We start from the raw sequence: 16562 nt of genomic DNA, 5'->3' as shown, positions 1-16562 counted from the left end.
GAATTTATTGTTCATTTAATCGAAATATAAACATATTGTGGTTTGACTAATTTGTCTTTTGCTTTTAGGGTTCATCGAAGCAAGAGGATAGATGTCAGACCACTTTTTTTTCTTTTTCTTAAAAATGGGCATGAATCTAAAGTTTAGGTACTTATAATGAATGTAAATTAGTGATAGTGAGGAGGAGATTGCATTATGGAGGAAGCACATAAAAGTAAGAAACGTAAAATAGATGAACTATATCCTACAAGAGACCTAAAAGAAAAGCGTGATCAAGCCATTTATCGTGAGTTAATATCAGGTCAGTTGGAAAAAGACATCATGAACAAGTATCAAATCAGCAGAGAGCGCCTCTATACAACCAAGAAAAAGCTGGCAATCCAAGAGATTATCGGGCAAAAAAGCCAAAAAACAATTGCCTATCGGTTGAAATTGACAGTCTCACAAGTTCGTAAGTATCGAAATGATTATATTTATACCGCATTAGCAAAAAACGGAGAGATAGCAGCATTAGCAGCTGAATTTCAGATGAGTGAAAAACAAATCTTGCAGATTCGCAATAAAAGGATCGCCACAGAATTGATAAAAGGATCGAGTTTAACAGAAGTAGCAAAAGATTCACAGTTATCAGTCAATAAAATTCGTTCAATCAGAAATGAACAGATTATCGAACGATTGAAAGAACAACATCCTGAAGAAATTGCAAGAGATTTCAATTTATCAATGGAACAAGTATTTTTGATCAAGCAACGTTCGCTAGAATCAAATAGTAAGACAAAAGAGTTGTCTCCCGCGAACAAAAATCTCTTGGATCAATTAGAGGAACGCAAAGCGAAGGTGCTAGGTTTACTTGAAGAAAGCAAAACAACAAAAGCTGTAGCACAAGAATTAATGATCAGTCAACGAGCAGTCATTGATATCCGTAATCGGGAAATCGAAAAATCATTCGAAGCTGGACAGACTGGCCAAGAAATCAGTCAGCGATTCCACATTGGAATCGAGGAACTCTATCGACTAAGAGATGTTCGTCTATTGATACAAAGCGATCAAGGGAAAACGAGTAGTCTTCTTTCAAAAAGATTTAATGTGTCATTATCCAGAGTTGGATCGATTTTGTGTCGGAATAATGCTTCTAGTAAGCTTGATCATACTACAGCAAGCTCTCGAAAAACATTTGATATTTCAATAGTATCTGATGAGACAAGACGAGAAATTCTGAAACGAATCAAAGAAACAAAAATAACGAAGGCTTTGGGAAAAGAATTAGGAGTAATCGTCCCCCTGATCTATAAAGTGAGAAATCATGGGATATTAACAAAATTGAACAGTGGAGAATCCACTCAAGCGGTCGCAGAAGAATTCAAAATGGATATCAAAAATGTTCGTGAAGTTATTTTCCGAGCAAATCTGGCAGAATTTCCAAATATCAAACGACGTACTTTAGATTATTTGACACCTGAACAAGTGCAAACAGTTAGAAACTGCATCAATCGCAAGATGACGATCAGAGAAATCTCTGAAGTACTAGGAATCAAAGACTCGCTGGTCAGATGTGTGCAAACAAAAATGAAATCACAAAAAGGAACAATCAAGATGAAGCATCGAGTCACAAAAGAACAAAAAAAGCAGATCATGCAAGACCTAAACTACATGACTCCTTTTGTGAATTCTTCGAAATCAGGGGTTAGTGAGTCGACTATCCGCGTTTTGGCTACTAGGTTTGAAGAAATCAAGGGGAGAGAAATCCAAGAAAGACGAAAAACAGCAAAAATGAAGGCACTACAAAAGATGGATGAACTACTTACTAAGGTGAAAGAAGAAGCGAAAATCCGCAATATCCAGCAAATTATTCAAAAAGAAAAAATGCCAAAAACGAAATTGATGACACAACGTGAATAAATAGATACGAGTAATGAACAGTATTCTAAAGAGCATTAGCACTCTTTTTGATCAAGACGAAGTAGAATCATTCCCTTGATCTCTTTTTAGCATATGTTGAAAAAAAGAAAGATCGATCAAATAAATACTCCTATAACGAGAGAGTGAAACAAACAAGTTAGGAGGAAACTGTAAATGAGTGATTATGAAAAACAGGCAGTGACATCCAAAAGAAGATTTCAAATACGTACGCAAGCAATCGAAAAAAAACAAGACGTATTAGCGGAAATAAGACATCGCAAAACGAACGCATATATCATAAAAAAACATCACCTTACTCTTTGGCAGGTCAGATTCGTTATAAAAAGAGAAATTATACGACAGATCAAAAAAGGTACGCGTATGGAAATAATCGCTCACCGATTGAATATGTCGCTAGATCAAATTCGAGAGGTACGCAATAACTATATCAAACATCATCTAATAAACGGTGCTTCAAAGAATGATCTCGCTAAAAAGCTACATATGGAGCATCAACAGATACTTACTATTCGAAATCATATGATCGAGAAAAAGTTAGTTCAAAAATTGACCATCAAAGAAGTTGCACACAGGTGGAGATTGGCAGAGAGTAGTGTAGAAAAGATACGAGAACAAGCCATTTTAAGACGATTACAAATGACTCATCCAGAAGATGTTGCCACTACTTTTCGATTATCAGTTGAAGATGTTTTACGTATTCGTCAGAAAATTAGTCAACCACTTGCCTTGCAAGGTCATGTCACAAAAGAAAGTAAGAAATGGCTAAAAAATATCAATCGACAAGAACAAGCAATTGTCGCGAGCTTAGAACATGGAAAGCCAACAAGAATCATTGCCCAGCAATTGAATATCAACCAAAAATTTGTGATTCGGACACGCACGCGTCATATTGAACAAGCATTCGAGCAAAGGCAGCCACTAGCAGAAATCAGCAAGCGATTTTATACACCTGTGGATGAACTAAGAAAACTTAGGAATCAGCGAATTTTGTATTATCGCGAGGATGGAATCAAAGCAAAGATCTTAGCTAGAAAGTTCAATATGAAAACTACTGCACTTCAGAAAGTCGTTTATCATAATCGAGCAGTACAACAGCCCATGAAAAAAGATAAGAAAGAGAATAAAACTGAGCCACTGACGTTGTTTTCAGTTGAAGCATGTGCCAAATTTATGGAGGAATTAAAAAAAGGGAAATCAATGGCCGAAATTGGTCTCTCTCTTAACTTGGATCACCATAAAACTTGTGCAATTAGAAATCACCTGATTTTAACGAAGCTTAATAACGGGGAGAAAACAGAAGCTGTCGCAAAGCAATTCAATACGAATTTGACCAATATCTATCAAATCACGTTTCAAGCGGATCTAGTAAACTATCCCAATATCAAAAAACGGACAAATAGTTATTTGACAGAGGAGCAAACGCAAGATGTTAAGCGGATGATTGGGGAAGGAAAAACAAACAGCCAAATTGCGCAGCTACTTTCGGTAAAAAAATCATTAGTCATCAGTAAAAGGCGATCATTGAAAAGACTGACAAGATTATCTAGCAAAAAGCATAGAATTACAGATGAACAAAAATCCGCGATCCTTGCAGATGCTAGGTATCTCGATAAGGTCACTAATGCCATGAAACATGGGGTAAGCATAGAGTCAGTTCGAGTCATCTCGAAGCGCAATAATAAAATGAGCATAAAAAAAATCAGTGAACGTAAAAATGATGTGGAGAAACTAAAAAAATTCAAGGAAATAGAAAAAGAAATCAAACGACAAGCAAAAGTAGAGAATATCAAGCGGGTCCTCCAAGAAAAGCCGCAACAGTTTCGTTCAACCAAGCATACTTCGTTACTACAACGATAAAAAATAGACCGAAAAAGCCATGAAGTGCCCCCTGTCAAGTAGACAGTAAAAAAACAAAAATGGTGGACTTGGTATAATAAACTAGACAATAAATTAAGAGAAAGAGAGGATCTAGATTATGCCAAGACGTTCATTTGATAAAGCATTTAAAATCGCCGCTGTAAAACTGGTAACTGAAGAAGGATTTTCTGTTAAAGAAGTTAGCCTACAGCTAGAAGTTCACGCTAATAGCTTGTATCGATGGGTTCAAGAAGTTGAAAAATATGGAGAAAGTGCGTTCCCTGGAAAAGGGAGCGCACTTTTTGATGCCCATTACGAAATAAAGAAACTCGAACAAGAAAATCGTTACCTAAGAGAGGAATTAGACTTATTAAAAAAGTTCCAGGTCTTCTTGAAGCCAAACAAGAAGTAAGATTTCAGTACTTAAAAGAACACAAAAATGAGTTGAATATCCGGAGAGCTTGCCAGACATTGAACGTTTCAAAAGCTGGTTTTTATGAGTTCCTTAAAAGAAAACCATCCAAAAGAAAAAAAGAGAATGAACTCTTGAAAGAAGAAATCGCTACTATTTTTCAGGAACATCATGGAAGATATGGAGCGATTCGAATAACAAAAGTATTAAATAAAAAAGGAATTCTTGTTAATCGAAAACGTGTAGGAAAGCTTCTCCATCAACTTGGTCTTTATGCTAAAGGCAGTACCTATAAATACAAGTATTATAATCGAAAATCGCCCTCTCTTTCACGACCCAATCTTATTAATCAAACGTTTAAGGCAACAGAAAAAAATAAAATTTGGTTAGGAGACATTACCTACATCCCTCTGAAAGAAGGAACACTTTATTTATCTGTATTTATTGATGTCTGTACGAGAAAGATTGTTGGATGGTCTATGTCACCTAGAATGAAAGATCAATTAGTTGTGGATTCTTTTCTTCAAGCATTTGGAAAAGAGCAGCCTGGACCGGGATTGATTATTCACACGGACCAAGGCTCACAATACACAGGTACGAAATTCCAATCGGTGTTAAGAAAAAAAGAAGCACGCGCTAGTATGAGTCGAAAAGGAAACCCCTATGACAATGCCTTAATGGAATCTTTTTATAAAACGTTAAAAAGAGAGCTGATCAATGATGCTCAATTCAGTGATATCGATCAGGCTCAAATGGAGATATTTAAATATATTGAAACTTACTATAACACAAAACGCATACACTCTGCCCTTGGCTACCAATCTCCTAGAGACTTTGAAAAAAAATCCGCTTATTCTCTTAACTAAGTGTCTAGTTTTTCTTGACAAATCCATGGTATGAAAACAGGGATCGAGTCACTCGATTCCTGTTTTCATGCAGCTTGCTTTCTAAACTCATTCGGCGAAAGCTCATTCAAGGCTTCCGAATAGCGGTAGTTATTATAATACCGCATATATTCACCTACAGATTTCTTTAAGTCCTCAAAATTCTGGTAGCTTTCTTGATAAAATTTTTCTTCTTTAAAGGTTCCCCAAAAATGTTCAATCGGTTGATTATCTAGACAACGCCCCACTCGGGACATACTTTTGGTGAACTTATATGTTGTTTCAAGTTTCTTATAGTCATAAGACGTGTATTGAAACCCACGATCACTATGAAGTAATGGTCTTACTCCAGAGTTCTTATCCATTGCTTTTTTTATCGTATTCATGACAAGTAAATTATTGTTTGAATGACCTAGCTCCCAAGAGACAATCGAATGATCATAGAGATCGATGATTGCACTTAAATAGGCTTTTCTACCATTTCCATAGCGCAATTCAGTCACGTCTGTACACCATTTCTGATTGGGCTTTTTAGCGACAAATTTACGGTTTAATACATTTTCTGCAACATGTGCTTCCATCGATTTTATATAAGTGGGACGTTTTTTTTTGATGACTGCTTTGATACCAATGGCTTTCATTAATCGATAATAACGATTTCGAGAATACTGTTTCTTTAGTTTTCTGTTAATCTGCATTCGAATTTGCCGATAACCAATTGCTCCTTTTTTGCTGTCATATTTCTTCTTAATCTCTTTCGCCAACTTTCGGTTGGCCATTTCCTTTTTGGAAGGTTGCCATTTCACCCATTTATAGTAGGAAGAGCGGGCAATCCCTGCTAACTGACAGAGCTGAGTGATTGAATAGTTCTTCTCTTCATGAAGAGAAGAAATCGTTTGGTAGAGTTCAACGTTCCTCACTAACGTGAGGGATAGTTTCGCCGCCGAACTTCCTGTAGCTTTTTTACGAAATCATTCTCCATTTCTAAATGCTTGTTTCGAGCTTCTAACTCTTTTACTCGTAATTTCAGCCGTTCTTCTTCGGTTAAGAACTCGCTTGATCTGTTTCGACCACGATTGTCTTTTAACGCTTCTTCTCCATATTGTTGGTATTTTTTTACCCAAAAATACACTTGTTGATAGGAAATATCGTATTTTTCAATCGACTGCGCGTAATTCAGCTCATTAGCGATGGTGTATTGAGCGATCTCGATACGCTCTTGATAAGTGGTTTTACGTCCTTTTGTCATGGTTTTGGGTACACTGCCTTTACTTGTAAATTTTAGTGTTTCCCCCTTAGTATAACTTGAAATCCATTTTCTTAAAACGGAGTGTGAAGATATTTGAAATAATAGCGTTGCCTGACGAAGAGACATCTCTTTATTGAGGACAGCTAGAATGGCTTTCTGTTTTTGTTCACGATCATACCGCTTCCAGGTTTTCGCCTCTTTTAACCCCTCGAGCCCCTCCTCGTTATATTTATGAATCCAACTTTCTATCGTCCCATTGGAAAGAGAATATTTCTTCGTGATACTGTTTACGCTACAACGACCACCCATCACCTCTGAAATGATCTGATATTTTTCTTTTGGAGAATATGGACTTCTCTTAGACATACAAAAAACTCCTTATAAAGTAGATTTGGAATTTTGTTTTTTTCCTTGTCTACTTTATAGGGAGCATATCATCAATCGCTTTTCGGTCTATTTTTGATTTTAAACATCAAGGAATGATCAAATGATGAATTATTTAACCAATTCACTCAATTCTTCTGGTGTAATCGATTCATCAAAGATATGTTCATCGATGATTACAGTAGGGACGAATTGGATGTGAGCAGCATTTGCTTCATCGATGATTGCTTGAGTAGTTGCTTGGTCTTCTTGTTCGGTTAAACCAAGTGTTTCTGTTGCATATTCGGCAATGCCGTCTAAATCAAGTTGTTTCCATTCATCTTGCGCATCGAAAATCGCTTTGATTTGTTTTAATGCGACTTTTCCATCCGTCGTAGTGATATGATGATGCATCACATTTCCTTTTTGTAAACTAGGTTTTTCTTTGTCGAACAATTTGATGATTCGTAAGAGTCTTCCAGATTGAACCGCCTCTTCTAAAATGTCATAAGATTCGATAAACCATTGTCGACAATAAGGACAAGCAAGATTAACAAATTCGATCATTTGTTTTGGTGCATCTTCGTTTCCGTACATGATTCCAGTAGTTTTGTTTGTTTTTGTTGCATCAATAATTGAAATATCCATTTTTTAACACCTCTTTATTCTATTGTAATAACTTTGCCCTAAAAAAGACAATGATTTGTTCAAAGAAATAAATGTGTGTGAATCGCTAATCTCTCATTTCCTAGATTAAAAAGCTAAAAGTTGTAAGAAGGGAAAAGCTATTTTTTTATTTTTTACCTGTCGATTCTGGTCGAAGCATTTCTGTCATATCTTTAGCATGTGATTTTTCTTTCAAAATTAGGAGGTTTTCTTTGTTCGTTTACGGTATAATAATAAAGATTATTTAGATAAATTGAGCAAAGGTGATGAAACATGCGAAAAATGAAGACGATGGATGGGAATACTGCTGCTGCATATATTTCATATGCCTTTACAGAATTAGCAGCGATCTATCCAATTACGCCTAGTTCAACAATGGCTGAACTGGTTGATCAATGGGCAGCTTCAGGCAAAAAAAATATTTTCGGACAACCAGTGAAAGTCGTAGAGATGCAATCAGAAGCTGGTGCTGCAGGTGTCGTACATGGGTCACTAAAAACCGGAGCATTGACAACAACGTACACTGCTTCACAAGGATTATTATTGATGATCCCAAATATGTATAAGATAGCCGGTGAACTATTACCTAGTGTTTTTCACGTAGCTAGTCGAGCGGTGACGACGAATGCGTTGAATATTTTTGGTGATCATGGTGATGTGATGGCCGCTCGCCAAACAGGATTTGCGATGCTTGCGGAAAGCAGCGTCCAAGAAGTGATGGATTTAGCGCCAGTTGCGCATCTAGCTTCCTTAGAAGGAGAAATCCCTTTTGTCAACTTTTTTGATGGTTTTCGAACGAGTCATGAAATCCAAAAAATCGAAGTGTTGGAATATGATGAATTAGCTCCTTTGATTCCTCAAGAAAAATTGGAGGCCTTTCGTGAACGTGGAATGAATCCTAATCGGCCGACGACCAGTGGGACGAATCAAAACCCTGATATCCACTTTCAACAACGAGAAACGATCAACCGATACTATGATCGTTTGCCTCAAATCGTGAAAAAGTATATGGATAAAATCAATGAACTCCGAGGAACTTCTTATGATCTGGTCACTTATTATGGAGCGGCTGACGCAGAAGAAGTCATTATTTCAATGGGATCAGTTGCGCAAACGATCCAACAAACAGTTGATTACTTGAACAAAAACGGTCGTAAAGTCGGCTTCTTGAATATCCACTTATATCGTCCGTTTCCAATTGAAACATTGATCGAAAAACTACCGAATGCCGTAAAGGCAATTGCTGTTCTAGACCGCAGTAAAGAGCCGGGAGCAGGGGGAGAACCTTTATTATTAGACGTTCAAAGTGCGTTATATGATGCAGAACGTCATCTGAAAGTGATCGGCGGACGTTATGGCATTGGTTCAAAAGATGTCACCCCTGATCAGATTGTAGCGGTATATGATGAATTGAAAAAAGAAAAAACGGATATGAAGAAACGTTTCACGATCGGGATCATTGATGATTTAACTTACTGTTCTTTGGAAGTTGGCCCATCACTTGATTTGACTGAAGCGAATACTTTCCAAGCGAAATTCTGGGGATTTGGATCTGATGGAACAGTTGGAGCAAATAAATCAGCGATCAAAATCATTGGTGACCATACAAACAAATACGCACAAGGCTATTTTTACTATGATTCAAAAAAATCAGGTGGTCTGACTGTTTCTCATTTGCGTTTTGGCGATACACCGATCCGTTCGACCTATTTAGTCGAACATGCCGATTTTGTCGCTTGTCATACCCCTGCTTATCTTCACAGCTATGATTTAGTCAAAGGATTGAAACCTAAAGGGACTTTCTTATTGAATACACTTTGGTCAGACGAACAACTAGCTACGCATCTACCGACCCATTTAAAACGATATTTAGCTGAAAATGAGATCCAATTTTATACGATCAATGCGATGCGTTTGGCGCAAGAAGTAGGTCTAGGTCGGCGGATCAATACGGCGATGGAAACAGCATTTTTCAAGTTGGCGAATATCATACCATTCGAAGAAGTCCTACCGATTTTGAAAGAGGAAGCCTTGAAGAGTTATGGTCATAAATCAATGGCGATCGTTGAAAAAAATATCAAGGCGATCGATCGTACAGTGGAATTGTTGCATAAAGTCGAAGTGCCGGCTGAATGGGCAACATTGGCGCTTCCTGATAAGGAGAAAAATACTCAAAATCGCTATATCAGAGACATCCTTGAACCAATCAACGCTCAAGAAGGAAATCAGCTCTCAGTGAGGACCTTAGCAGAAAACGGAATGACACGAGGCGATATGCCTTTAGGAACCGCTGCTTACGAAAAACGCGGGGTAGCACTTGAAGTACCTGAATGGATCAGTGAGCGCTGTACGATGTGTAATGAATGTTCGTTCGTTTGTCCTCATGCAGCGATTCGACCATTCTTAGCCGATGAGGAAGAACTAGAAGAAGCACCGGAAGGGTTCATTGTTCGAGAAATGCGTGGGCCAGATGGTTTGAAGTATCGCATCCAAGTGTCTGTCGAAGACTGTACCGGTTGTGGGCTATGTGTTGAAGCTTGTCCAGCAAAAGGCAAAGCACTCGTGATGAAGCCCTATGAAGAACAAAAGAAACAAGCAATCAACTGGGCATTTGCAATGACCTTGCGACAAAAAGAAAATCCAATCAAAGGCAAAAATACAGTATTATCAACACAGTTCAATCAACCTTTATTAGAATTTTCCGGGGCATGTTCCGGTTGTGGGGAAACGCCTTACGTGAAGCTGTTGACACAGATGTTCGGTGACCGTATGATGATCGCCAACGCGACAGGCTGTTCATCTATTTGGGGCGGAGCAGTGCCGGCTTCACCATTTACCACAAATGATTGTGGGCAAGGACCTGCGTGGTCAAATTCATTATTAGAAGATAATGCTGAATTTGGTTATGGGATGCTTTTAGCCGCACAAACAAGAAGAGAAGCTTTAGCAGAGACGATGAAAAAAGTGATGCCTAAAGTCTCCTTAGAACTACGTGAATTGATGGAAGATTGGTTGGCGCATATGTTTGAAAGCGAAGGAACCCAACAACGGGCAGCTAAATTACGTGGGGCAATCGAAAATGAGCTTGAAGCTGTTCCTGAATTACAAACGATCTACCAAGAAAAAGATCTATTTGTCAAAAATAGTCAATGGATGATCGGTGGTGATGGCTGGGCGTATGATATCGGTTTTGGCGGAATCGATCACGTCTTGGCAAGTGGCGCAGATGTAAACATTTTAGTCATGGATAACGAAGTCTATTCCAATACAGGTGGACAAGTCTCAAAAGCCACACCTGCTTCAGCAATCGCTAAATTCTCAGCAAATGGGAAATATGCCTCCAAGAAAGACTTAGGCATGATGGCGATGACGTATGGGAATGTGTATGTGGCACAGATCGCTTCAGGTGCGAATCAAATGCAAACGATCAAAGCATTTGAAGAAGCAGAAAAATTCCCTGGACCATCGTTGATCATTGCGTATACGCCATGTATTGCTCATGGGTTACTTGGTGGAATGAAAGAATCGATCAAAGAAGCAAAAGAAGCAGTGGCTTCAGGCTATTGGTCGTTGTATCGCTATAATCCTGAATTGATCGAAAAGAATAAAACGCCGATGACACTAGACTATAAAAAGCCTGATTTTACCATGATGGCTGACTTCATGCGCAAGCAAGTCCGTTTTTCATCGCTTGAAACGATCCACCCGCAGGCAGCGGAGCAGTTATTCAATAAAACGATCCAAGATGCGAAAAAACGGTTTTACAACTATGCGGCGATGACTGGTCAATTAGAAAAAATCAAAGCGAAGATCGAACCGACAGAAGGTACTGAAAGTCCAGAGATCGAAAAACCGAGAGTCAAAAAAGAACGAACGGTTGATCCGGAAGCAGAAGCTAGACGTGCTGCCAGACGTGCCGCTAGAGCGGAACGAAGAAAAACCATAGAATGATAAAACGAAACGATCCAAGGAAATAGAATAACTTATTGGTGAATAAATGGAAAATGTAAATTTCTTGAAAAAAATTGGTTTTTGTTAGGAAATTCCAAGCAGATAAGTCTCTTCTGAGGAAACATATGATATACTAAAGAGGAAATCTCAAAAGAGAAGAGAGGCTGTCTATGTCATTTCAAATCGGAGAACTTTTTAATTTAGACTATTGGCGACAAATGTTTTCCGGTGACTTGTTTTCTCAGAATTTTTTGGTGAACATACTCGATGTATTGGTTGTTTGGTATTTAGTTTATAAACTCATTCAACTATTGCGAGGAACAAAAGCAATCCAATTGCTAAAAGGGGTAGGGATTTTTGTTGTTATTCGGATCTTAGCCGAGATTATTGGTCTACATACCTTATCTTGGTTGATGAATCAAGTGATCACGTATGGTGTGATTGCGGCTATCGTCATTTTTCAACCAGAGATACGGCGTGGATTAGAACACCTCGGTCGTAGCTCACTTTTCAAACAATCGAAGAGTGAGAAGCAAGAAGATGAACAGATGATCCTTTCTTTCGACAAAGCGATCCAATATATGTCCAAACGTAAAATCGGTGCCTTGATCACGATCGAACGCCACACCGGTTTGGATGAATATATCGAAACAGGGATTGCTTTAGATGCCGATATCACTGGCGAATTACTGATCAATATTTTTATTCCGAATACACCGCTGCATGATGGTGCAGTGATCGTAAAAGATGGAAAAATTGCAGTAGCCAGTGCCTACTTGCCTTTATCTGAAAGTATGTTGATTCCGAAAGAATTCGGAACCCGTCACCGAGCGGCTGTCGGAGTCAGTGAGGCGAGCGATGCGATTACGATCGTTGTCTCAGAAGAAACAGGAGATGTCAGCATTACGTTGGATAACCAATTGATGCCTGGCTTATCTCAAGAAGAATATTTGACGATCTTGCGTAAAAATTTGATCGTCGAAGAAAAAAACAAAAATAAAAATACGCTCCAAACCTTCTTAGACGTGATGACTAAGGGAGGGGATCACAAATGATCTCAAAAGAGAGGCGTAAAAGTATCTTATATGCGTTTGTTGCGTTATTATTCAGTATTGTGCTGTATTTTAATGCGAATGGACAATCTGTCCAAGACACGCTGTCAGGAAATGAAGCCTATACGCAAAACGTTTCTGATGTGTCAGTACAACTTTTATACGACACGGATCAATATTATATCCATGGATATGAGAGTACGGTCACAGCGAAGTTGTCCAGTGCCAATCGTGTTCAGTTGAATGCCGAAGCAATTGAAGATACAAGAATGTTTCGGGTGACAGCAGATCTCACTGGTTTAGGTGAGGGAACACATGAAGTACCATTGAAAATCAGAAATCTGAGCAGTGCGGTCAAAGCAAAACTAGAGCCGGATACGATCACAGTGACTATCGAGAAAAAAGTGACAAAAGAATTTGAGGTCACGCCTTTACTCACAACAGAATCAACTCCAGCTGGATTCGAATTGAATGACCTTGAATTATCACCAAAAAAAGTGACGGTCACGACTGGCGATCAGACACTAGAAGAGATCCAACAGGTCGTAGCGAGGATCGAACCTGCGATGATCACGGACGATGGGGTCGACACGAGAGTCACTGTACAAGCATTGAATAGTGCAGGAGAACCTTTAAGTATTGTTTCAGATCCAGTGCAAGTCACTGCAAAAGCAACGGTAACAAAGCCTACGAAAACGATTCGACTTTATGGAACAGCACAAGGGACCCCCGCAAATAATGTGGAGAGTTACGATTTCAGTTTCTCTGACATTGAAGCAGAAGTCACTGGTTCAGAGAGTCAACTGGCTCAACTAGGAAATAGCATCACGATACCAATCGATATTTCTGGGATCGTCCACCGGACGACAAGAAATATTGATATTCCGGTAGAGAGTGGACTTAGTATCACACCAACTTCAATCGATGTTGAGATCACACCGATCCTGAAAACAAGCACGGAAAACACTAGCCGTTCTAATTCGGGAAATTCCGGAAATTCGGGAGGAAGTACAACTTCTGGTGCAGGGTCGACACCTGCGAACTCTTCGTCATCGACGACACGTCATTCCGAAGAGACGCAGTCAACATCAAGTGAAGGGTCGAATGAATCATCAAGTGAGACAACACAATCAAGTAGTCAACCGAATAGTCAAGAGGATTCATCGGAAAATTAAGTTAAAGGAGCAAATTTACAGCTATGGGTAAATATTTTGGAACGGACGGTGTCCGTGGAGAAGCGAATAAAGAACTAACACCGGAATTGGCCTTCAAATTAGGACGTTGCGGCGGTTATGTACTGAGCCAACATGAGAAAGATGGAAAACGTCCACGTGTATTGGTTGGACGTGACACAAGAATTTCAGGTCAAATGCTCGAAGAAGCGTTAGTTTCTGGTCTGTTATCTGTCGGGATCGAAGTTTTTCAATTAGGTGTGATCTCTACACCAGGAGTGGCTTACTTGACACGTTTACAAAAAGCAAGCGCAGGTGTCATGATTTCTGCTTCACACAATCCAGCTCAAGATAACGGCATCAAGTTTTTTGGTGCAGATGGATTTAAATTAGATGATGACCAAGAATTAGAAATCGAAGCATTGTTAGATGCGGAAGTCGATGAATTGCCACGACCTTCTGCTGAAGGATTAGGTACAGTCGAAGAGTTCCCAGAAGGGTTGCTGAAATATTCACAATTCTTAGTACAGACGATCAATGGCGATCTTTCAGGCTTAACGGTCTGTGTAGATGCGGCAAATGGTGCAACAGCAACATCTGTCAATCGTTTGTTTGCTGATTTGGAAACTGATTTCTACACGATGGGAACAAATCCGAATGGCTTGAACATCAATGACGGTGTCGGATCAACGCATCCTGAGCGTCTAGCAGAAATGGTAGTAGAAAAAGGAGCAGACGTCGGTCTTGCCTTTGACGGCGACGGCGACCGTATCATTGCGGTGGATGAATTAGGAAATATCGTAGATGGCGATAAGATCATGTTTATCTGTGCGAAATATTTGTCAGCTAAAAATCGTCTGAAAAAAGATACGATCGTTACAACGGTCATGAGTAATCTCGGTTTCCATAAAGCGGTCGAAGAAATCGGTTTGAAAGATGTTGTGACACAAGTGGGCGACCGCTATGTGGTCGAAGAAATGCGTAAAAATGACTACAACTTCGGTGGCGAACAGTCTGGTCATATGATCTTCCTAGATTTCAATACAACGGGAGATGGTATGCTTTCTGGTATCCAATTGTTGAATATCATGAAACAAACTGGTAAAAAATTATCAGAATTAGCGGCAGAAGTAACGATCTATCCGCAAAAATTAGTCAATATCCGCGTAAGCAACAAAAACGGTGCAATGGAAGTTCCTGCAATCAAGCAAGTCATTGAAGAAGCAGAAGCTGAAATGGCCGGTGAAGGACGTATCTTAGTCCGCCCTTCCGGAACAGAACCATTACTACGCGTGATGGCAGAAGCACCATCTGATGAAAAAGTAAACTATTATGTTGACAAAATCGCAGCGGTTGTCAAAGCTGAGATTGGAATCGATTAATAGAATGACATATAAAAGAGAGTCAATCTTTGGATTATAGAGATTGACTCTCTTTTTGTGTTCGTTTCTGAAATAATGGGTCATTACACATAAGGTCATTTAAAAGGGCTCTTTGTCAATAAGGACTGATGAGTTGCGAAAAATTAAATCTGGGTCAGAATGAACCTCATTCTGGCTCAGATTTTTTGTTATCTAACATTGATTAATTGATTGGTCAAAAAGATTCTAATTTTCATGTTCTCAAATGATCTAAAACCGTAGGATACTCGTTTCATCGTTTTTATGTGGGTATTCTTTGCTTCTATTTTTCCATTGGAGTAAGGATAAATCATCGCATTGGCGATGCCTTCTTCGTAGGTCAGAAGGTTTTGAAGTTTCTCACGAAAGCCGTCATCTAACGTTTCGGGAAGTTCTGCCAATAAGGAGAAAAACAAGTCAGGGTCTTTGTCTCGAAAAGCTTCAACTAATTCATGGAAAAAGGGATACGCCTCCTTTAGGGGCGTAGAAAAGCTAAGCAATCGATCAATCATCATTGCTTCAGTAAGAAATGGGTATTTAGGTGCTCGGAAACTTTTCCATGTTTTATACTCATAGTGGTTAATGTTTGCACGATTTTTTAGCAGAAAGCGCCAGTTCTTTTTCAGTTTTTCTGCATGGCTTTTCTGTCCTGCTTTACGCAGTTCATTCATTTCACGGATACGCAACTCATTGAAAGCTTGATTCATGTGTTTGACAATATGAAACCGATCAATCACTACTTTCGCATTTGGCAGAACGCGTTTGGTAAGCTGGAAGTAGGCGGCGTTCATGTCTGTGACTAAGAATTTTACTTCTTCTGGATTGATGCAGCCCAAGAAATAGTTTGTTAATCGAGGTAATTTACGCGTAGGTAAGATATCAATTAAATTACCTGTTTCTCCATCTGCGCAAATAAAGCTCATTTTATCTTCTATGGAAGTATGCGAACGAAATTCATCAACCATCAATACTTTGGGGAGAATCCTCTTAGTGGGCTTTGGTAAATAGCTTTTAAACTCTTTCAATGTACGAATAACGGTAGTCAAAGATACCTGACAGCTTTTCGCAATAAAAGATAAAGAGACTTTTTCAGTCAGTAAAGAAGCAATTTTATATCTGACATGATCCGCAATTGAATGTCTTGGGCGGACAAAATAGCTTTGAGCAGTCCAATGGGTTCGACAGTTTTTACAGGTATAGCGTTGCTTTTTTAAGCGCATAACCATTGGCATATGATTGTATTGTTCAAAGCGGACAATGATTTCCTTCTTCCCATTTTTCACGACAATTGCTTTCCCGTTTCCATCTACCACAGTAGAACCACAACTTCTACAGGTACGAGGATCAGGTGAGAGAATGGCATTAATGACCAATGTCTTTTCCTTATGAAAGATCTCGTAAGAGATCTCAGTAATCATCAAATCTTTATCTATTAATCTCAGCATTTTTTTGATAGAATCATTCATATAGCATATCGTCCTCTCAGTTGTTTATTTTGTGGTGATTTAATCATACTAGAGAACGATATGTTTTTTAATACCTAAAATGAAAATGGGACTGAAGAATCAATTTTGATTCATCAGTCCCATAAATTATAGAGCCTTTAAAAGACGATGGCTGTCGCATGATACAAAAC

General features: G+C 38.9%; 11 protein-coding genes. 7 read left to right on the top strand and 4 right to left on the bottom strand.

Annotated features, from left to right (window positions below):
• Positions 1-195: 195 nt before the first annotated feature.
• The 3 genes from IGJ00_RS09200 (at position 196) to IGJ00_RS09190 (ending at position 5055) form a co-directional block, all read left to right on the top strand.
• Positions 196-1899, top strand: a complete 1704-nt coding sequence (locus IGJ00_RS09200) for a hypothetical protein (RefSeq protein ID WP_115357757.1) — start codon at positions 196-198, stop codon at positions 1897-1899.
• Positions 1900-2073: 174 nt separating this feature from the next.
• Positions 2074-3777 (top strand): hypothetical protein, encoded by a 1704-nt coding sequence (locus IGJ00_RS09195; RefSeq protein ID WP_438844351.1) that lies wholly within the window; start codon positions 2074-2076, stop codon positions 3775-3777.
• A gap of 118 nt (positions 3778-3895) precedes the next feature.
• A protein-coding gene (locus tag IGJ00_RS09190; protein ID WP_185953894.1) for an IS3 family transposase occupies positions 3896-5055 on the top strand; the annotation gives its coding sequence in 2 pieces (ribosomal slippage) (positions 3896-4142 and positions 4142-5055; 1161 coding nt in all).
• A 65-nt stretch (positions 5056-5120) separates the two neighbouring features.
• Here IGJ00_RS09190 and IGJ00_RS09185 read toward each other — a convergent pair.
• From IGJ00_RS09185 to IGJ00_RS09175, 3 genes are all read right to left on the bottom strand, one after another.
• Positions 5121-5993 (bottom strand): IS3 family transposase, encoded by an 873-nt coding sequence (locus IGJ00_RS09185; RefSeq protein WP_115357195.1) that lies wholly within the window; start codon positions 5991-5993, stop codon positions 5121-5123.
• Positions 5993-6688 carry a transposase gene (locus IGJ00_RS09180; protein ID WP_438844350.1) on the bottom strand — a complete coding sequence of 232 codons (696 nt, stop codon included), beginning with the start codon at positions 6686-6688 and terminating at the stop codon, positions 5993-5995. Before IGJ00_RS09180 ends, IGJ00_RS09185 begins: the two co-directional genes overlap by 1 nt.
• Before the next feature lie 129 nt (positions 6689-6817).
• The gene (locus IGJ00_RS09175; protein WP_019723107.1) at positions 6818-7333 is read right to left on the bottom strand and encodes a DsbA family protein; all 516 of its coding nucleotides are present in this window, start codon (positions 7331-7333) and stop codon (positions 6818-6820) included.
• 291 nt (positions 7334-7624) lie between these two features.
• Between IGJ00_RS09175 and nifJ the strand changes: the two genes are divergently transcribed.
• From nifJ to glmM, 4 genes are all read left to right on the top strand, one after another.
• A complete protein-coding gene (gene nifJ / locus IGJ00_RS09170) occupies positions 7625-11302 on the top strand; it encodes a pyruvate:ferredoxin (flavodoxin) oxidoreductase (RefSeq protein ID WP_104776268.1) in 3678 nt (1225 codons plus the stop codon).
• Positions 11303-11472: 170 nt separating this feature from the next.
• On the top strand, positions 11473-12357 hold the full coding sequence (gene cdaA, locus IGJ00_RS09165) for a diadenylate cyclase CdaA (protein ID WP_010735241.1): 885 nt from the start codon (positions 11473-11475) through the stop codon (positions 12355-12357).
• Positions 12354-13529: a CdaR family protein gene (locus tag IGJ00_RS09160; protein ID WP_065096806.1), complete on the top strand. Its 1176-nt coding sequence runs from the start codon at positions 12354-12356 to the stop codon at positions 13527-13529. The genes cdaA and IGJ00_RS09160 overlap by 4 nt, the downstream gene beginning before the upstream one ends.
• Before the next feature lie 23 nt (positions 13530-13552).
• Entirely contained in the window at positions 13553-14908 is a 1356-nt protein-coding gene (gene glmM, locus IGJ00_RS09155) for a phosphoglucosamine mutase (protein ID WP_010735243.1), read from the top strand.
• A 188-nt stretch (positions 14909-15096) separates the two neighbouring features.
• Here glmM and IGJ00_RS09150 read toward each other — a convergent pair whose 3' ends face one another.
• Positions 15097-16392 (bottom strand): ISL3 family transposase, encoded by a 1296-nt coding sequence (locus IGJ00_RS09150; protein ID WP_260697409.1) that lies wholly within the window; start codon positions 16390-16392, stop codon positions 15097-15099.
• Between the last annotated feature and the right edge of the window lie 170 nt (positions 16393-16562).

Source organism: Enterococcus sp. AZ062 (genome assembly GCF_051715065.1).
GTDB classification, from domain to species: Bacteria; Bacillota; Bacilli; order Lactobacillales; family Enterococcaceae; genus Enterococcus_B; species Enterococcus_B mundtii.
The sequence above is the reverse complement of the archived record's forward strand: the minus strand, read 5'-3'. Positions and strand labels throughout refer to the sequence as shown.